Source organism: Mucilaginibacter sp. AK015 (genome assembly GCF_014200785.1).
Lineage (GTDB): Bacteria > Bacteroidota > Bacteroidia > Sphingobacteriales > Sphingobacteriaceae > Mucilaginibacter.
The window spans coordinates 1,148,629-1,169,089 of sequence record NZ_JACHCV010000001.1 but is presented as its reverse complement, the minus strand read 5'-3'; the positions used below and the strand labels follow the sequence as shown (position 1 = coordinate 1,169,089).

13 protein-coding genes are annotated in these 20,461 nt (G+C 45.8%); 1 reads left to right on the top strand and 12 read right to left on the bottom strand.

Annotation, left to right across the window (positions count from 1 at the left end; translation table 11 throughout):
* Positions 1 to 8: 8 nt before the first annotated feature.
* Positions 9 to 464, bottom strand: coding sequence for a DoxX family protein (locus tag HDC91_RS05080; RefSeq protein WP_183548991.1), 456 nt, complete (start codon positions 462 to 464; stop codon positions 9 to 11).
* Positions 465 to 685: 221 nt separating this feature from the next.
* Between HDC91_RS05080 and HDC91_RS05075 the strand changes: the two genes are divergently transcribed.
* Positions 686 to 2,575: a chloride channel protein gene (locus tag HDC91_RS05075; RefSeq protein ID WP_183548990.1), complete on the top strand. Its 1,890-nt coding sequence runs from the start codon at positions 686 to 688 to the stop codon at positions 2,573 to 2,575.
* A gap of 215 nt (positions 2,576 to 2,790) precedes the next feature.
* On the opposite strand, the gene HDC91_RS05070 is transcribed toward HDC91_RS05075, so the two are convergent.
* The 11 genes from HDC91_RS05070 to HDC91_RS05020 all read right to left on the bottom strand — a co-directional run bounded on the left by HDC91_RS05070 (position 2,791) and on the right by HDC91_RS05020 (position 20,432).
* On the bottom strand, positions 2,791 to 4,206 hold the full coding sequence (locus HDC91_RS05070; protein WP_183548989.1) for a TolC family protein: 1,416 nt from the start codon (positions 4,204 to 4,206) through the stop codon (positions 2,791 to 2,793).
* A gap of 168 nt (positions 4,207 to 4,374) precedes the next feature.
* Positions 4,375 to 7,575: an efflux RND transporter permease subunit gene (locus HDC91_RS05065; RefSeq protein WP_183548988.1), complete on the bottom strand. Its 3,201-nt coding sequence runs from the start codon at positions 7,573 to 7,575 to the stop codon at positions 4,375 to 4,377.
* Positions 7,576 to 7,677: 102 nt separating this feature from the next.
* The gene (locus HDC91_RS05060; protein WP_183548987.1) at positions 7,678 to 8,838 is read right to left on the bottom strand and encodes an efflux RND transporter periplasmic adaptor subunit; all 1,161 of its coding nucleotides are present in this window, start codon (positions 8,836 to 8,838) and stop codon (positions 7,678 to 7,680) included.
* Between the two features lie 320 nt (positions 8,839 to 9,158).
* Positions 9,159 to 9,761 carry a TetR/AcrR family transcriptional regulator gene (locus tag HDC91_RS05055; protein ID WP_162431894.1) on the bottom strand — a complete coding sequence of 201 codons (603 nt, stop codon included), beginning with the start codon at positions 9,759 to 9,761 and terminating at the stop codon, positions 9,159 to 9,161.
* Positions 9,762 to 9,871: 110 nt separating this feature from the next.
* Positions 9,872 to 10,348, bottom strand: coding sequence for a MarR family winged helix-turn-helix transcriptional regulator (locus HDC91_RS05050; RefSeq protein ID WP_162431895.1), 477 nt, complete (start codon positions 10,346 to 10,348; stop codon positions 9,872 to 9,874).
* Positions 10,349 to 10,398: 50 nt separating this feature from the next.
* Complete coding sequence (locus tag HDC91_RS05045) at positions 10,399 to 12,972, bottom strand: DUF5686 and carboxypeptidase-like regulatory domain-containing protein (protein ID WP_183548986.1); 2,574 nt, start codon at positions 12,970 to 12,972, stop codon at positions 10,399 to 10,401.
* 14 nt (positions 12,973 to 12,986) lie between these two features.
* Positions 12,987 to 13,298, bottom strand: a complete 312-nt coding sequence (locus HDC91_RS05040) for a hypothetical protein (protein WP_183548985.1) — start codon at positions 13,296 to 13,298, stop codon at positions 12,987 to 12,989.
* 222 nt (positions 13,299 to 13,520) lie between these two features.
* A complete protein-coding gene (locus HDC91_RS05035; RefSeq protein WP_183548984.1) occupies positions 13,521 to 16,088 on the bottom strand; it encodes a BamA/TamA family outer membrane protein in 2,568 nt (855 codons plus the stop codon).
* A gap of 164 nt (positions 16,089 to 16,252) precedes the next feature.
* Positions 16,253 to 17,152, bottom strand: a complete 900-nt coding sequence (locus HDC91_RS05030) for an SdiA-regulated domain-containing protein (RefSeq protein WP_255476661.1) — start codon at positions 17,150 to 17,152, stop codon at positions 16,253 to 16,255.
* On the bottom strand, positions 17,149 to 19,194 hold the full coding sequence (ppk1, locus tag HDC91_RS05025) for a polyphosphate kinase 1 (RefSeq protein WP_183548982.1): 2,046 nt from the start codon (positions 19,192 to 19,194) through the stop codon (positions 17,149 to 17,151). Before ppk1 ends, HDC91_RS05030 begins: the two co-directional genes overlap by 4 nt.
* Positions 19,195 to 19,196: 2 nt before the next feature.
* Positions 19,197 to 20,432 (bottom strand): Pycsar system effector family protein, encoded by a 1,236-nt coding sequence (locus HDC91_RS05020; protein WP_183548980.1) that lies wholly within the window; start codon positions 20,430 to 20,432, stop codon positions 19,197 to 19,199.
* Between the last annotated feature and the right edge of the window lie 29 nt (positions 20,433 to 20,461).

Here is a 20,461-nt window from a genome sequence, read left to right as displayed (position 1 = left end):
GGAGGGGGTTACTGTGCGGCGTTATTTTCGTCTTTTGAAGTCAGAAGGTTGTTTAGCGATAGTGGCCCCGAGCCTATGACGGCAAAAATTATAAGCAGCGCACAGGCAAAAATAGATAACCATAGATCATTGTTCGGTTCAGATTTGAATATGTTGATGACGAATAAAGCCGATATGACTATAGGTAATTGTAAAAGTGATGATAAACGGGTAAGCAATCCCAGCGCAATCAACACGCCGCCTGTCATGTGTACAAAAATTACGTAATACATAACAGCCTTTAAAAACACCGGTGAAAGGTTTATAACCTGCTGGTCTTCAATGATCCAACGTAAATAATTGATATTCTGCATAAAGGTGAGCCCCTTTAAAAACAGGAATATCCCCAGTAAAATGCGCAGTATATCCAGGATGGCAGGGTGATGTTTGTCGCCCCAGGTCTCAACTTTGTTAATAACATTCATGTCTGCAGGTTTAAAATTCTTTAATATTAAACGGTTAGCGCCGGCATTTTATTGGAAATACACGGCACGGCTAACTAATCTTAATCATATATTGCTTTAGCAATGTTTTAAATTATAAATTTACTTATATATTTGTAAATACATTGTTAAAACAATAAAATTGTCTGATTAAGTTGTTATTTATCGTAAATAACTATGGCTTACAGTATGTGCATTAATTTATGAAAAAAAGTAATCTAAAAAACGGCATTCCCATTTCGCCTCTATTAAACCAACTTGATAACGCTATAGACCCTGTCAACAAATCAACCTTTTTGAAAGCACGGCTTTTACGTATATCTGTGTACGCGGTAGTTGTTGCGGTGGCAATAAGCTTTATTGCTAAAGTGCTGGTATCGCTTATCAACCTGGTAACTAATATATCTTTTTATGGTAGCCTAAGCGTAGCTTTCCATAGTCCGGCGGCCAACGGCCTGGGTTTATGGGTTATTGCCATACCTGCCATCGGCGGTATTATTGTTGGCTTCATGGCGCTATACGGTTCAAAGGCCATACGTGGCCATGGCATACCAGAGGCTATGGAGCAGATATTGGTTAACGAGAGTAATATCAAGCCTTCTATAACCTTTTTAAAGCCGGTATCATCAGCAATTGCCATCGGAACGGGCGGGCCCTTTGGCGCTGAAGGGCCTATTATTGCCACCGGCGGGGCTTTGGGCTCAACCCTGGGGCAATTATTTAAAGTTACCGCCAACGAGCGAAAAATTATTTTGGCAGCAGGGGCAACAGCAGGCATGTCGGCCATATTCGGCACCCCCATTGCTGCTGTGTTTCTGGCGATAGAGCTTTTATTGTTTGAGTTTTCACCAAAATCAATATTGCCGGTGGCGCTGGCCTGTATTACGGGCGCGGCAGGGCACCATTTGCTGTTCGAATCGGGGCCGGTATTCCCAATGCCGGAGATGGCCATACCATCAAACCTGGCGTTAGGTATATACAGCTTTATCGGCCTTTTGATCGGTCTTCTATCATTGAGCATCACCAAAATTGTTTACTTTATTGAGGATGTATTTGAAGAATTCCCGATACACTGGATGTGGTGGCCGGCCATTGGCGGCCTGGCGGTTGGTGTTATAGGCTATTTTTCGCCTCATACCCTGGGTGTAGGGTATGATAATATCACCGGCATTTTATCAGGTACCTGGCCACTAACACTTATAATCAGCCTGTGCCTGTTCAAATTTTTATCGTGGGCCATTGCCCTGGGCAGCGGAACATCCGGCGGTACGCTTGCACCATTGTTAACTATTGGCGGCGCCTCGGGGTCAATTATCGGTGCTATCATTATCAAATACTTTCCTGAAGCCGGTATCACACTGCCGATGGCGGCCTTAATAGGCATGTCGGCTATGTTTGCGGGTGCGTCAAGGGCGTTTATTACCAGTATCGTCTTCGCGCTCGAGGCAACCATGCAATCGCACGCGCTGTTGCCCTTGCTGGGTGCCTGTACAGCGGCATATATCGTGTCGTTCTTTTTGATGGAGAACACCATCATGACAGAAAAGATCGCCCGTCGCGGGATCGCGACCCCCGACTCGTTTGAGCCGGATATTCTGCAGAAAATGTACGTAGCCGATGTAATAGATGATAATGCCATCGTACTGAGCGCCGAAAATACCATTACTGAGGTGAAAAGCTGGTTGAATAAAAACAAGGTAGATAACAACTATTTTGTATTGATAGATGAAGAAAAAAATTACGGCGGTACCTTAAAGATCACTGATTTGTATAATGCCGATGCCAACACTGCCACGAGTTTGAACGACCTGGTAAAACCCGGCCCGGGCCCGGTGATAAAAAGCACCGATACACTACACCAGGCGGTAGAGATCATGTCGAAAAACAATGCCGAGGTACTTCCTATTTTATCTGCCGGGGGCGATGGTAAGGTAATAGGGGTGTTGTCGTATAAGGATATTATCAAGGCCTACCAGACCAATATCCGCAAAAATGAGAACCTGCATGTAAAAATATCATTGAGGCGCCAGCGTATGAAAATGGTGATACGTGGTAAAAAGCTTATTAACTTAAGTAACGATGGCGGCGCTTAGCAATTAATTAAGTAAAAAGCCGCCCTTCGAAATATCGAAGGAGCGGCTTCACTCATCACTCATCCTTTTCTCTTAGTATCTAAATAATTCCCTCCTCGGGAGGGTTGTGCTGGCCTTGTAGTGGAGGGAGGGGTTTCGCCTGTGCAAATACCCGTACCGCATTAACCCCTCCCTGCACCCTCCCGTTGGGAGGGAATCGCACAGGCCCATTGCTCTTATTTCCAGCCGCCACCCAACGAGCGGTAAAGATCTGATATGGCGCTAAGCTGCGCACGTTTAATAGATGCCAGTTCAAGCTCGCTTTGCAGCACGTTGCCCTGGGCGGTTATAACCTCAAGGTAGGTAGCCATACCGTTTCTGAACAACAGGTTGGCGTTCCCGGTAGCCTGCTGCAGGGTTGCAACCCTTGTTGCTGCTATGCTTTGCTCGGCCTTCAGCTTTTCGATCTTAACCAGTGCGTCAGATACTTCGCCAACAGCATTTAACACCGACTGGCGGAACTGCAGCACGGTTCTTTCGCGGTCAACTTTAGCCACCTCATATTGTGTTTTTAAACTTTTGCGGTTAAACAGGGGCTGGGTAATACCGCCCGCCACTGTACCGAACAATGACGCCGGAATATTAAACCAGTTGCTTGCCTTAAAAGAGTTTACGCCGCCCGCTGCGGTAATATTTAACGATGGATACATGCTTGCTTTGGCAATACCCACTTGCGCGTTGGCAATATTAAGGGCCAGTTCGGCGGTTCTTACATCGGGCCGGCGGCTAACAATTGCCGATGGCAGGCCAGACGGCAGGTTGTCGTTCACCGGGATATTGGCAAGCGTGTTGCTGCGTTCTATCCTGTCGGGAAGTGAACCGGTAAGTATTCGCAGGGCATTCTCTTGTATGGTTATGTTTTGCTCAAATTGCGGTACCAACTGTACTGCTGCAAGGCGTTGTGCCTCGGCCTGTTGTACAGCCAACGAGGTTACCTGCCCTGCATCAAATTGCAAACGGATAATGCGCAGTGTGCTATCATTTAGTTTAACGTTCTTTTGAGCGATATTAAGCTGCTCATCAAGCATCAGCAGGTTATAATAACCTTGCGATACACTTGCCACTATATTGGTTTGGATAGCCTTTTTTGCTTCGGTAGTTTGCAGGTATTGAGCCAAAGCCGTTTTGCTCTGGTTACGGATCTTGCCCCAGATATCGGCCTCCCACGATAGCGCCAGGTTAGCGGAATAATCTTCGACATGTTTGGTTTTGATATCATATTGATCAAGGCTTAAACCGTTTAAGCTATTATCAGACGGGCGACTGGTGCTTGCAGTTACGTTCAGGTTTACCTGGGGGGTGTAATTCCATTTAACCTGTTTAAACAGCAGCTGCGATGCCTCGATATTTTTAACCGCTATCTGCATGTCATAATTGTTGGTTATGGCGCTGTCGATCAGTTTTTGCAGGGTTGGTTCCGTAAAAAAGTTTCTCCATTGTATATCGGCTATACTGGCCGTATCTGCTGTTGTTGCCGCGTTCCTGAACGTGGCGGGCAACTCAGGTTTAGGCGTGTCGATATCCTTTGAAACCTTACATGCGCTTAATGCCAGCAGCAGCATAAAGGCGAATGTGTTTATATATTTTTTCATTGTTTTTGTATTTGGCCCTCACCCCAACCTCTCTCCAAGGGAGAGGGGCTAAGAAGTAAGGGGGTGTTTTATATTGTCATATTGTTTGGCCTCACCCCAACTCCTCTCCAAAGGAGAGGGGCTGAAGCATTTTTGAACCCTCTCCTTTGGAGAGGGGAGGGTGAGGCGTTAATGTGCTTCTAATGTTTCAACAGGCTTGGCATCCGGGTTGTAATTCTTATCAAGGTGCCTTGATAGTGGCACGCCTGTAACTTTTTCCTGCAAATGCTGAAAGATCACAAACAATACCGGGATGATGAATAAACCTAATATTACCCCCGATACCATACCGCCTGCTGCACCAATACTGATGGAGTGGTTACCTTGTGCAGAGGGGCCTGTGGCAATGCTCATCGGAAATAAGCCGAACACGAACGCCAGGGATGTCATCACAATGGGACGTATCCGCAGCCGTGCTGCCTCAATAGCCGCATTAACCAGGCTTAATCCCTGCCTGCGTTTCTGCACCGCGAACTCCACAATAAGGATAGCGTTCTTCGCCAGCAGACCGATGAGCATGATTAGCGCTACCTGTACGTAGATGTTGTTTTCGATACCGGTTAAGCCCAGCACCACAAACACACCCAAAATGCCAGTAGGGATAGACAGGATAACCGCCAGTGGCAGGATATAACTTTCGTACTGCGCAGATAGCAGGAAGTACACGAACACCAAACACAAAGCAAAGATGACAGCCGACTGCCCGCCCGATGATATCTCTTCGCGGGTTTGGCCCGAAAACTCGTAGGCAAAACCTTGCGGCAATTCCTCTTTTGCAGTTTCTTCGATGGCCTTGATGGCGTCGCCCGAGCTGTAACCGGGTTTTGGAATAGCATTCACTTCGATGGAGTTGAACAGGTTATAACGCGATGCTGTTTCTGAGCCATACACGCGGGTTAGTTTAACCAGCGTATTTATAGGCACCGTTTCGCCTGCTTTGTTTTTCACAAACACACGGTCGATAGTGGTTGGGTCGGTGCGGTCGGCAACATCAGCCTGTACCACTACACGATAGTATTTACCAAAACGGTTAAAGTCCGAAGCCTGGGCGGTACCGAAGTATGCTTGCATGGTAGACAGGATATCCTTAACGTTTACACCCAACTGGTTAGCCTTTTCGTCGTTAATCTCTAACTGTAATTGCGGGTAATCGGCTTTGTATGATGTAAAGGCGTAAGCAACAGCCGGTTTCTGCATTAGCTTGGCTATAAAGTTATTGGCAATACCGCTAAACTTATCCAGTTTGCCGTTGGTTTTATCCTGCAGCATTACATCCAGCGCTTCTACATTACTAAAGCCGGGAACAGTAGGGAAACTGAACACGAAGAACGTACCACCGGGTACCGCGCCTAATTTCCCCCTGACGATATTTTGTATCTCATCGATGTTTTTCACCTCGCCGCGTTCATCGGTAGGTTTCAGCAGCAGGAATATTACCCCCGCCGACGGGCTGCTTGACTGTGTTAAGAAGTTAAAGCCGGACAGCGCCGTAACAAACCTTGCTGATGGCAGCGTTTTCAACTGATCTTCGGCTTGTTTAAATATCTTGTTGGTGCCGCTCAGCGAAGTGCCGGATGGGGTTGAAACCGCTATGGCCACAAAGCCCTGGTCTTCGGTAGGGATGAAGCCGGTTTTGGTCCGGTTCACCAGGAATACGGTAACCACGATAACTAACGCCAGGCCGGCCATGCTTATCCATTTATTTTTGATAAGCAATTTTATACCGCCGACATACCGGTTGGTGATATAGTTAAAACTACCGTTAAAGCCCGCGTAAAATTTTTCGGCAAAACCTTTTTTAGGGGCTGCCTGCCCATCGGCAGTATGCTTGTTTTTTAAGAATAAGGCCGCCAGGGCAGGGCTTAACGTTAATGCGTTAACAGCCGATATAATAATGGCTATAGCCATGGTTAACGCAAACTGTTTGTAAAATATACCTGTAGAACCTGTCATGAAGCTTACCGGCAGGAACACCGCCGCCATAACCAGGGTAATAGATATAATAGCGCCGGTTATTTCGTGCATGGCTTCGGTTGTTGCCTTTTTTGGCGTAAGGGTAGGGTCGTGCTCCATTTTGGCGTGCACTGCCTCCACAACGACAATCGCATCATCCACCACAATACCGATGGCGAGCACAAGCGCGAAGAGGGTTAACAAATTAATGGAGAAACCAAATACACTCATGAAAAAGAACGTACCAATAATAGCCACCGGAACAGCTATGGCCGGGATAAGGGTAGACCTAAAATCCTGCAGGAAGATGAATACAACGATGAACACCAGCACAAAAGCCTCTATCAGCGTATGCTCAACCTGGCTGATCGATTCATCAAGGTCTGTTTTGGTGCGATAGAACTGGTTATATTTAATACCTACGGGAAAATCTTTTGATACCTTTGCCATCAGCTTATCAATTTCAATCTGGATCTGGTTAGCATTTGATCCTGATAACTGTATGATACCGATGATAACACCATCTTTTCCGTTAAGGTTACTGTAGCTATTGTATGAGTAGGCACCCAATTCAACACGTGCCACGTCCTTTAAATGCAGTACCGAACCGTCGGCGTTAGAGCGGATAGCGATGTTCTGGTATTCTTCGGGTTTGGTAAGTTTACCTTTGTATTTTATCACATACTCAAACGCGTTATCGCTGCGTTCGCCAAAGCGGCCGGGTGCCGCCTCAAGGTTTTTATCCTGTATGGCTGCCATCACCTCTGCCGGGGTAACTTTGTAGGTCGCCATTTGAGCAGGATTTAACCACACGCGCATGCTGTAATCTTTGACGCCGCCAAACACACTGGCCGAACCAACGCCCGGGATACGTTTTATCTCGGGTACAATGTTGATCTGCGCATAGTTGGCAATAAAAGTTGCATCGTATTTTTTGGGGTCATCAGTATAAATGGCCATCGCCCCTATAAAGCTGTTTTGCTGCTTGGTGGTTGTTATACCATATTGCACAACCTCGGCCGGCAACTGGCTTGTGGCCTGCGAAACACGGTTTTGCACGTTCACAGCAGCCTGGTCGGGGTCGGTGCCTTGCTTAAAGTAAACCGTGATACCCAGGGTACCGTCGTTACTGGCGGTCGAGGTCATGTAGGTCATGTTCTCTACACCGTTAATTGCTTCTTCCAGAGAAGGTGTTACCGAACGCAAAATAGTTTCGGCGTTAGCGCCCGGATAAACAGCGGATACCAATACTGCCGGCGGGGCAATATTAGGGAAACGCTCTAAGGGCAGTTTGGTAAGGCCCAGTATCCCTACTATCACCAACAGTATGGAGATAACGGTTGACAGCACCGGCCTTTCTATGAATTTTTTAAACATTGTAGTAATTTTTGAGTGAAAATCAAGACATAAGAGTCAAGAGCCAAGACGAAAATATCGCCTTCGGTATGTCCTTCTGCCTTAAGTCCTGGTTCTTGATTCTTAAATCTTGTGTCTTTTTGTCGAGTTAGTTTTTGCTACGGCTGCGGCTTTGTCAACCGTTTTTTGCGGAGCGATAACGGTGCCTTCCTGCAATTTGTCCATACCGCTTAGTACAATCTGGTCGCCTGCTTTAACGCCATCTTTAACCAGGTAATTTTCGCCGCTGGTACCGATGATCGTTATCGGCTGCTTTTTTACCTTATTGCTATCGGCAAGCGCATAAACAAACACTTTATCCTGCATTTCTACAGTGGCCGACTGCGGCACAATCAGAGCGTTTGGATGCGGCAGGCTTAAACGTACCTTGCCTGTATTACCCGAGCGTAATAAGCCTTGCGGATTGGCAAAGCTTGCCCGTACGGTGATAGCGCCTGTGGTTTTATCAAATTGCCCGTCAATTACGTCTATCTTGCCTTGTTTAGCGTACTCACTGCCGTCGGCTAATAGTAAAGTAACCGGGGGTAAGCTTTTTAACTTGTCTTTGATGGTATTACCGGCGTATTGGTCTTTAAAGTCTACAAAATCCTTTTCGCCAAGGGCAAAGTAAACATGCACGTCGTGCACGTCAGAAAGCTGGGTTAAAGCTTCCGCATCCTGCGGCGAAACCAAACTGCCCTGTTTTTTCAACAGGCGGCCAATGTAACCGCTAACCGGCGCTTTGATAAGCGTATAACCCAGGTTGATCTTTGCCGTAGCAACGTTGGCCTTTGCCGATTCGATATTGGCTTTGGCAACCTGCAATGTCGCCTTGGCGGTTTTTAACTGGTAGTCTGATACTACTTTATTGGCAACCAGCGGGGTTAACTTGTCAATCTCTATCTGGGCGTTGCCCTGGGCCGCTTCGGCGGCGTGCAGGCTTGCTAAGGCGTTGTTTAACGCGGCGCGGTACGGCTGATCGTTTATTTTAAATATAGGCTGGCCTGCGTTTACAAAAGCGCCTTCGTCAACAAATACCTTATCCAAACTGCCGCTAACCTGCGGGCGAACTTCGACGTTAACGGTGCCCTCAACGGATGCAGGATATTCCTGGTAAGTTGTTTGGTTGCCTGATTCAACTGCCGCTACAGGTAATGCCGGTGGGGGCGGTGCCTGCTGCGCCTGCTGCTTTGGCTCGCAACTGAATAATGATATAGCGATAATAGCTGCTAAGATGATTTTCATGATGATTAATTTTGATGGTGAGTTAATGGGTGTTAATGCAGCCCTGAGGCTGTTAATATATATGGTGTCTGTCGTTTTTGTGGTATGGTGCATTTTTATAAGTATTGTTTTGTTCGATAATATATGTGCTAAGCTGAGCGGATATATCACTATGCTAATGGCGAACTGAAAAACTTATTAACATTGGTAGATAATTTAACAGCGTTAAGCGTTGTGGCAAATGGGCTGATATTGTTTTCATAAGCTGTGAGTTTTAAAGTGAACGAATTATATTTAACACCGTTAAATAAACTAACAATGTTTAAACATCTATAAAAAAATTATGGCGTTATCGACCGGATAATGCCTGTAATGGCATCCCTCAACACCTGCCTGTTTATTTTATCCGAGTCGCCGCGGTCTAACAAGTTAATAGAAACCAAGCCATGCACTACCGACCAAAAGGTATAGTACTTGGTACAGATCACGTCCGATTCCATATCCTCTATCCCCATCAGTTCGCCAATGGATGCCGAAATGATGTCCCACGGCAATTCGGCCTCGGGTAGTTCGTTCACCATTTTACAGGCGCAACTGGTAGTTATCCCGAACATACCCTGGTAAAGCTCTTTATTGGCAAAGGCGAAATTCCAGTAGGCCAGCCACATCTCTTCCAGCTGGAGAGCCGGCGAGGTATGCTTATCCTTAGCTTCCTGCAGTTGCTTCGCCAATTTTAAATAACCCTGGCGTGTTAGTTCTAATAATATTGCCTCTTTGTTGGCAAAGTATTCGTAAATAATAGGGGCTGTATATTCAATTACATCGGCAATCTTCCGCATGCTCAGCGCCTGCCATCCTTCTTCTTTTACAATTTGCAGAGCGGCCTCCAGGATGTTAACCCGTGTTTCCTCTTTCAATCGTAATATTCTTTCCTTGCTGCCCATGGCGTTTTTTTTACTCCTATTAGATTATTTAACAGTGTTAAGCAAATGTATAACAGATTTTAACGGACCGTTTCATCTCAATGTCATTTGCTTTATAAACTTAGATTATTTTACGCTTTATCTTCGATGCAGTTAGTTTCTTCGTGAAACTTTACCAGCTTCAGCATCACCTCAATGGCAATTTCGTAGTTTTTATTACCTACCACCTTTTTGTACTGGTTCTCAAGTTCCATTACCTGGTTTTTAAGGTTGTAATAAAAGGCTTCGCCCTCGGTAGTAAAATAAAGCATTACTACCCGTGCGTCGTCGGGGCTTTTTTCACTCCGCACCATATTGATGGCTTCCAGCTCTTTCACCATTTTGCTGGTAGCTTGTTTGCTCACGTTCATTTTGGCAGCAAGTTCGTTATTAGAAATGCCGGTTTTACCGATACTCATAAACAAGGGCAGGTGCGCGCTGTTAAAGCCGGGCTGATCTATACGGCAGAGCTTTTTACCCATCCACTCATCCAAAAGGCGCTTAAGCAGGTACACCAGCTTTGGGGCAACCTTTTTGGTTTCTTCCGTCATTACACAAGTTTCTGCCATGATAGTTTAAATGATAACAATTAAATGTCAACCAGGTTTACGAATATAAATTAAAAATCAAATTTCACAAAAAACCGTATGCCGTACTCTGGTGCGCCCGGGTGGTCCAAATAGGTAAAGCGCTTAACAAAGTCTACACGCAGCAACTTAAATATGTTGCCTATACCTATACTGCCTTCTACATACGGCGTATTGACCAATGCATAGGTACCTGCCGCGCCGCCATTTAAACTGCCCGGAAATTGTAATAATGACGAGTTATTAGCCGGGTTATTCTCGCTGCGTACGCCACCCCAAAGGCTTTTAACGTCGATGATCTCGCGCAGCTTCAGCTTTTTAAGCAGTGGTATGCGGTTAAATAAAAAGCCGTTAAAGTTATGATCGATAGCTATGCTGGCGTAATGGTCGCTTACAAACTCCTGAAAGTTCATCAGGTTGTACGACTGCAGCTGGAAAGCATAGGTCTGGTTGGCGTGGTGTATATCCAGCAACGGGAACGGCACACTGCCAAACAGGTAGCCACCCTCGGTAGTCACATCGGTAAAGCCCAGTTGCGACAGGTAAAAGCGTTTGCTGATGTTACCCACCACGTTTTGGTAGTTGTACTCGCCGCCAAATAAGCCTTTAACGCCCTGGGTATAGTTAAGGGTAAAAATAGGGTACTTATCAGGTATAGGCGTGCGGTAAAGCTTTCCCTGGTAGAATTTTTCGTGCGGCGCCCAGCGCAGTTGTGCCGAAAGTTCGGTAGTTTGAATAAGGTTAACGTTATTGATTACGCCGTTAGGCAGCACGCTTTGGTAAAGCAACGCGCCTGCAGGTGTTTGGTTCCATTTTTTGAAACCTAACGAATACGACAGGTGGTTGGTAAACTCGTGCACATAATCTAACCTGAATATATCATTGTAAAGCCATACATCGTTTGCACCGCGCTTAAACGATAGCAGGAAGTTGCTTTCTTGCACAAACTGCAGTTCCTGGCCCGGGATCTTGGTATCGTGCTGAAAACTTGCCCGTATGTAATTTTGCGGGAAAGAATAGATAGATTTGTTGTTAAGCGAATACGTGCTGCTTAAAAAATATTTGAATTTTTGGTCCCTGGCGCCATAAGCTCCATAGGTTTCAAAATAGTACCGCTTGCTTAACTGCGGGGTAGTGCGGCCGCCCAATCGTACCCGGAAACCTTCTACCGGGTTAAAGCTGTAAAAGGTATTGGCAGGGCCAACCTCAAACGCGCCATAGTTTTTGTAACCGGCCAAAACCAGTGTGGCAATGTCCATGGTTTTTTTAAACGATGGGATGGTTTGCAGGCTATCGATGTTTTTATAGATACTTGCCGATGCCGCGTCAAGCGTATCTGGGCGGGTCATCTGCCAAAAGGTATCGTCCTTATCTTCGGCATTTAGCGCAATAACCTGCGCGGGACCCTTATAAGTATCGTCGGTACGGGCGTTGTTTATTACAAAGTTATTGATGGTAACCAAACGCTCGCCGTACACACCGCCACCCTTGTTCTTGTTGATGCCGAACTCAATTTTCAAGTCGCTTTGGCTTAGGTGATAGCGGCCATCATTGTTCTTTTCAAATGATAACGCGGCCTGCATCTGGCGCACAAAATTAAGGTTGATGTTTTTATTAACGGTTAAAAGTGCGTTTTGTACGGCGTAGTTCCCGTCCATGGTGATGTATATTTTACCTTCAAATAAAAGGTTGTTGGTGTTGCGCGGGGTAAAACTCAGCTCGATAAGGTTTGGTTGTACATCCTTAAGGGTATCGGTAATAAAAAATTTATAGAAATCGGGCGAGCTGTTGGCAATAGGGCTAAGTAACTGGTTGCTTAATAACGACACATTGTTATCATAGATATTGATATCCTGATACATGCGGTTAAAGTAGGCGGTAAGGCCCTGGTTATCTACAAAGTTCTCATCATATTTTACCTGTTTGCTGGCCGTGATGATCTGCTTTTTAGCATACGGCGCTTTACGGAAGTAATTATCAGATGTTTTTTCTTCCTGGTACATGGGCAGCAGGGTTTTACCACCGATAGCGGTCGAATCCTGCTCGCGGAATAAGAACTGGTAATTTTTAAAGATCTTTTTATTACGGAATTTATCGCTCAGGTTACTTAGCGAAACATTCATACGTTCGTACTGCCTGTACTCCGCGTAATTATAATTTTCTACCTGGTTTTGTGCTTTGTGGGCAATCACCTGGCGGATAAGGTCTACGGCGGGGTTGTTCTTGTTGCTGTATTTTTTCTTTTTGCCCGATTTTACCACTACCTCGTTCAACGAGTGGTTATCTTCGGTTAATGCGATATTAATGGTTTGGTCTTGCCCGGGGGTAATGTTGCGCACAGCTGTACGGTACCCTACAAACGATACTTTTATTTGCGATACGGTATTATCAGTAGTTGATATTGCATACCGGCCCTGGCCGTTGGTGCCCGAGCCTTGAGTGGTACCGGCAAACGTTACCGTAACATACGACATGGGTTGTTTTGTTTTTGCATCGGTAACTACACCGCGCACCACGGTTTGGGCATGCAGGCTTGCAGTTAAGCTAAGCAGTACAAGTATCAGTAAAATGCTTGCACTATAAATGGGGGTGAGTAAACGTTTCATTATAAGATTATGGATTAGATAGAGGTTGGGTTAATATGGTGTTGTTTCGCGGCGGGTTTAACCACCAGTTTACGCAGCGCCTTCGCGGTTGATGTTGCATAGCTGCGTACGGTTAGGGTTAAAAACTCCATGTTGATATCAGCGCCTAAAAAATTTTGCTTAAACCCTTCGCCCAAAACATTGATGATATACTCGCCGGCCGAAACGACATGCTTTTGATATGCCTGACCGGTAGTTGTAGTAGTTGTGTTTTCAGACACACCCGTACCGGAGCCTCTTTTGAATAAAGAGCTGATGTTTGAATGGGGTATTGTAAGCGTTTTCATTGCAATGATAAATAACACTGCAAATGTAAACCAAGTTGACTAATATAGTCAACCAAATTTACTATTTAACTTTTTCATGACAAAAGTCAGGTACGCTGAATACTTTAAAACTGCTGAGCGCTTTCGTACTTATATTTATAGCTGAATGCTTCGTGAAATTATATAGTGTAAAATATACACTTCAGTTAACTTTATTTTGCGAAATAACGATTATTCAAATACTCATATCCTGAAGTTGAGTGATACATAAGGATACCATCCTTCGTCAGAATGTCCTGCTAAAACCTGTAATACGGTAAGGCCGGCAGGCGAAAAGTACAACCCGCCGCCAACGCCGTGGTGCCATTTACCAGACTTTTCTTCGTCGGCCCAAACACGCCCGGTATCATAAAAGCCGCTTAATCCCAATTGCCCGGGTATAATATAGCTCGCTATGTTGAAAAGCTTAACCCGGCCTTGCAGGTTATTATATATCATGTGCTTGCCTGCAAAGCGATATTGCAGGTAGCCAAGCAAATTTCCTTGCCCGCCTAAAAACATCGATTGATAAAAGGCCGGCTTACCTAAGCTTATGCCGCCGCCAATACGGTCTGATAATACCACCGTACCGTTATCTGTAAGTTTCTGGTAAAAGGAAAACTCGGGCCGCAACTGTATAAAGCTTTTGGAATAATTATTTAGCCCTTTGTAACCCTGTAAATCAATATTAATGTAATAGCCGCCGGTTGGTAAAACGCCGCCAATACGGTTGTTGCTGTTAAAGTTAATAGCAAATCCCAGGTGCGCTTTTTCTTTATTAGCGGTAAGGCTATCGTACGATCCGATAAGCGAACTGTTGCTGATAAGCCTGCCAGCGTTATCGCTTATGTCCATACGATAATACTGGAACGAAGGACCAATGCTAATGGTGCTATTGGTATCGGTATGCCAGCGTAGGGCAGGGTCAACCTGGTAGGTATCAAACCGGGTGCGGTAAAACCTGCGGTAATTTGGCTGTTGCTTGTTTAACGTTGTATTGTTGCCCACGCCAAAAAAGTTTACCGTGTTATCAGGCGCCTGTGCATTAACCTGCAGCGTAAAGTCTGCCTTGCCAATGGCTTCTATCCATTCCCCTTTGTAATTAATGCGAAAGGCGTCGGTAGCAAAAGCGTGTGTAAGCATAAGCTGCTGCGAACTGGTGTACGGAAGTTTACGGAAACCATTGTTTTTGGTGTATTTAAAACCCAGCCCAAGCAAAAAGCCATCGTCGGAGTTTAAAGCGGCCGTAGCCAGCGGCATCCATATATTATAAGGGTTGGTTCGCACAAAATGGGTGTTACTGGTGTCCGAGCTTAAGTGCTTGCTTAACCGATCGGTCATGCCTTCAAACTTTGCGGTTTTGGTGTCGTACAGACGTATTTTATTTATCGACCGCGTTACGGTGTAAACTTTATCGCCGCTGCTGCCAATAAGGCGTAAATCTATAGGCGAAGTACTGTTGTTGACAATTATACGGTCATCGCCGGCGGATGTATAAAGCCTTATTTCTTTGGTGTATTCCGGACTGTAAACCACCGACATGATGGTATCTTTCACTTCACCATTTTTATTTATTTTATTCACTTGTATCCAAAGGCTGCTGTCGGGAAGGCCGGTTATTACTATTTTCTCGTTCTTATCGCTCAGGCGTACATCGGCAATGCGGTAAATAAACCGGTAGTACTTATCCATGGTTGCCGGTATGGCGGCCCGGCGGGCCTTTAGTTTAGCCAGCAAAACATCGTGACCCATTTTATAGGTATCACCGGGCAAGCGGCGCAAACCTTCTTCCAGTACGGCATCGGTTTCCGCGGCTACAAATTCGTTAGCAATACGCATCCAGTTCGCGTGGCTCATCTGCGCGTTGGGATAGGGGTTTATAAATCGGGTTTTATAAATCCCGTATTTATAGTTCGGCTTTTCAGTAAAATCACCTAATGCCGGGTTTATATATGGCAAAGCCGCAATATCCGGGAACAAGCCCTGTTCCAGGTGAAACACCTGGTCGCGGTCGCGCGGAACGGCTAAATAGGCCTTTCCTTTGTCGTTTTTTGTTTCGGCCCAGCGCCACTGGTCCTCGTGGCGGTCCCAATCGCCCAATAACAAGTCGAGCATACGGGCACGCAGGAATGCTTCGCCATCAAAAGTGTTATCATTGTCCTTCACCAGGTTCTCTAACATTTTGATGGAGTTGTCCGATTCGCCTATCGGTTCGCGCTCTTCCAGCAGGCATACCAGGTTGGCGAACGTTTTTCTGTATTCGCCAAGGGTAGGATCGTCGGCTACGATCCCGATAACCGGGTTGGCATGCGGTACGCCTGCTGCGGCAGCTAACGGCGGTACAACCAGCGCCGAGAACGGGTGCTGACCACTCAAGGCATCATCCAGCCAATCTACCGCGAAGGTTTGACGCAAAGCCGGCGGCAAAAGCTTGTCTGGTGTTTTTTCAACGCTTCGCAGTACCCACTCTTTGCCGCTCTTATCTTTTAACCGTAACGATTTAGACTGCATACCCCCGCCTGCTTTTTCGGGGGTAAGGCCGCCATAGATCTCAGAAATGCGTATCAACGGCAATTTTACCGGTGTAGCCCATTCTTTACGGTAATTTTTGCCAAAAAACCAGCGGTGGATGCCACTTACCTTATCATATTTGGGATGCACGCTAACCACCATACTATCGCGAAAAACAGCCTTAGGGGCAGCAACCTGTGCGTTCGAACTTAGTACCGCCACCGGCAATATTATGATTATGATAAGTAGTTTTTTAAGCATCTTCTTGAAATTCTAAATCCTAAACCCTAAATGTCAAAAAAAGCGTTCAGTTCCCTCCCTTCGGGAGGGCTGCGGCTGGCATGTGTGCAAAGGCAGGGAGGGGTCAGTCCGCTTTAATAAACCCCTCCTGCACCCTCCAATCACTTTTTCTTTCGTCTTTTACCTTACCTTTCGCCTTTTTTGTATTTAAACAGCAACACATTGCCATTTGTAATTTTATCTCCCTCGTTCGAAATATAAAGGTTGCCCTGTTTATCAAAGGCCATGCCTTCGGGTTGTAAAAATGTTTTGCCGCTTAGCGGATAAGCTTGCAGGGCGTTCCATTGGCTATCGAGCACTACCAGTAATTTATTTACCGACGACAGCACATACCACTGCTTGGTTACGGGGCTTTTCGCTAACGCTGACGGGTGGAATTTCAATTTCATTTTACCAATCAGCGCGGCAATTTTCTGCACATCAATGGTGAAACTGCCGCTTTGGGATATGTTGCCATCGCCAGCTAAATTTAATATATAACCGTTGCATTCTTTATTATGATCCGTACCTGGGCATTGTTTACAAAGCGCGTATAACTTGCCCCCATCCGCGTGTAAACCTTCGTATTCGCCTTTAGGCAGTAGCTTTTTAAATTCCTTTACGCTTTTTACCTCCCCGGCTTTTACATCTGATAGCGGAAAACTGAACAGGCTGCCGTCGCTGCGCAATAGCACCTCATGGTTGTTTAATATGGCTACATCCTCATAATCGCCGGCTTTACCGAATTTTACCTGGTTAACTTTATCATCGCCGGGGCGGAAGTAAAATATGCTGCCATCCTCGTCCTGTTCGGCGTACAGGGCGCTGTTGTCGCCATTGTCAAAGGCAATGCCCGATATTTCCAGCAAATCTGCAGGCATCGTGTATTTAACAGGGTTGGAAAGATCATAACCGGCAGGGCCTGTGCCACCTGCAGCGCTTTTGCTATGCGGGTTATTACCAGCCGTATTTTTTTTACCTCCCTGGCTGCATGAAGCCCCCGCAATGCCGATACACAATAAAGTAATGATGATAGCTGTTTTCATATTGCGGCATTATGGATTAGGTATTGATAAATAGCCCGTTGCGATTGCACAAGCGGGCTGTTTGTATGGGGCTTTACCTGATCCAGGTGCCCATTTATCTCTACCGCCTGTACATTGTCATTTAACTGAAGATCAACCAGGTTAATAATTTGCTGTTTTATAGCTTCGTCGTAAACAGGGAAGCAAACTTCGATGCGGTGGTATATATTGCGGTTCATCCAATCGGCCGAGCCCATGAAAACTTCCGGACTGCCGTTATTGTTAAAAATGAATACCCGGCCGTGTTCCAGGTAGCGGTCTACAATACGCTTAATGGTAATGTTGCTGCTGATGCCTTGAATGCCGGGTATCAAACAGCAAATGCCACGGATGATAAGCTGTATCTTCACCCCGGCCTCTGATGCTTCGTAAAGCTTGTTGATCATCACCTTCTCTTCCAGGTTATTTATTTTGATGGTAATATTAGCAGGCAGCCCTTGTTTTGCAAGTTCGATTTCGCGGTCTATCAAGGCAATAAAACCGTTTTGCAGGTTAAAGCCGGCAACCAGTAAGTGGTTGAATTTGATCTGGTTATCCGCCGACGGTTTTTCGCGCCTGGCCAGGAAAATGAACAGTAATTCCACCTCGCGAAGTATATCCGGGTTGGTGGTAAGCAAAATATGATCGGTGTAAAACCTGGCTGTGCCCTCATTAAAGTTCCCGGTAGCCAACAAGCCGGAATAGGTTATGCGGTCGCCTTTGCGGGTTTTTACAAGAGCGATTTTTGCGTGTACCTTTAAAGCAGTAACGCTGTAAATGATCTGCACGCCTGCATTTTTCATTTTTTTGGCCCATTTAAGGTTGTTGGCTTCATCAAACCGGGCCTTTAGCTCAACAACCACCCTTACCCGCTTGCCGTTTTTGGCCGCGCTGATTAGGGCGTTCACAATTTTTGAATCGCTGGCCACGCGGTAAAGCGTAATGTTAATCTCCTCTACATCAGGATTAATGGCTGCCTCGTTAAAAAAACGCAGTATAGTGTTGTAGGATTGATATGGGGTATTTACCAGCAAGTCTCCATTGTCTATTGCCGATACCAGGGGCTCGTTATCAGGTATTGCTAGGCTAATGGGCGACCATTCGTCATATAGCAGGGCAGGGGCGTTTATGGGTATGCTGTACAGATCTTTGAGGTTATGATATCGCCCGCCTTCAACCGTACTTGCAATTTGCAGTCCCAACTGCTGCGTTACCTGCTGCAATATGCGCAGGGGCATATCTGCCTGGTAAAGCAACCGGGTCGCCAGGCCGTTATCCCTTTTTTGCAATTGTTTTTCTATCTGTTCAGATAATTCTCCCGAATATTCATCCTTTAGGTCAAGTTCGGCATCGCGGGTTATTTTGATGCTGAAACACCCGAAAATTCTTGAATTTTTTAAAGTTTTTTCCAGGTTAAACCGGACAACGTCATCCAAAAAAACGATGAATTGTTCGCCACCCCGGTGGGTAGTAAAAAACCTTGGCAGCTCATCCGAGGGGATATTCAGCAATACCAGTTTTTCGGCATCATCCGCATCGCGAAGCTGAATAATAAAATACAGTTTATTGTTTTCGGGGAAGAAGGAGGTATCCTCATCTAAAACCACCGGCTGCAAAAATGCCAGCACCTGCGACATGAAATAATCCGACAGGTCATTCTTCAAATCCGCGGGTAAATCCGTGTTGTATAGCAGCGTAATATTGTTGGCTTTTAGCTCGGGTATAATTTGGGTGGTTAACAGCTTGCCATAACGCACCTGCTGCTGCAGTATCATGTTGCCAACCTGCTGCAAAATGTTTTCGTGCTCGTCGGCATCTATTTCATCGCTTTTTTCGCCAATGTTTTTTAAGGCCCGCAGTACCGGGAACCTCACCCTGTAAAACTCATCGAGGTTGGAAGAATAGATAGCCAGGAACCTGATACGCTCTACCAGCGGAACTGCGGGCGATGCGGCCTCTTCCAGTACGCGGCGGTTAAAGGTAAGCCAGCTGATATCCCTGTTAAAGTATTTGGCGTTTACCATGCTTAATGATGCCCGTTACTGTTATACACGGCCGATGCGATGATGAACGCGATAACCGCGGCAATAAGCCCGAACATAAAAATGTTATAAGCCACACGCAGTAAACGGTATTTTTTACCTAATACTACTCCTTGCGCGTAAACATCTTTGATCAGGCTGCCGTATAAAAAATCTTTGTCGTCCATCATTTTTACCATGCCATAGGTATAATCTTCCAACGGCATTTTATAAAAGTTTCCAAAAAACAGCAGGTTTACGCGCTTTTCGTCAACATCGGCGCGTTGAAAAATACCCGGGGGGATTGAGGGCCGCGTAGCCAGTATTGAGAACGTCATGGCCAGCAGGCTAATGGATAATAATATAAACGTTGGGATAATAAGGTATTCATATTCGGTAAGTTTGCGCAGCAGCAAACTAATAATAGCCGATAGGATAATGGAGTTAACCGTAATCATGATGTGCGCTTTGTTATCAGCCATATCGCTCAAGCGCTGGTGGTTTCCGCTGCTTATTCTGAACATGGTCTCGATACCTTTATCCGGGCGGTCCGCTTTTTTTTTCTTTTCCTCATTAGCAGCAACGGTTGGCGTTGAGGTTGCTCCTTGCATCGTTTCGGCAGGCTTTTGGGCTTCTTTTTCTTCCGCGGCTGCTATTTTACTTTTCAGCGCCTGTATATTGGCCTGTTTGCCACTGCTAAGCAATACCTGGCAGTAATCGGTATGATAGCGGTGATCCTCTAAAAACTTAAGGCTTTTACGGCGCCACTCTGTTTTACTTATATCTTTATGGTACAACGCCCTTATTTCCTTTAAAAGGCGCTTATCGGTCTTGAAAAAATCATCTGTACCTAAATGGAAAAGATCGGCATCACAAACAATTTTATCTAACAACGTAACGGGGTTTTGCGGCATTTGCGTAGCCAGTATGCAGTTTTTTATCTGTTCAATATCCGCCTCATCGGCATCGTGTTTCCGCAAAAAATTTTCGGCAAGCACTGCGCTCTGGGCCTCGTGGTGCGCAATATCTACCATGTACCCCAGATCGTGAAACCAGGCTGCTGCCTGCACAATAAAAAAGTCGCGGTCGGTTAGCTGGTAGTGGTTGCCAATTTGCGCGGCTGCAGCAACCATACCTTCGGTGTGGGCTTTATCGTGGTATACCAGTTTGGCATCAGCGTGGGTTTTGTAGTACGCTAATGCATATTCCCTTATCTGGCGCAGTAGTTCGGGGTATTTCATGATGTGTGTTTAGATGAGCGGAAAACGGC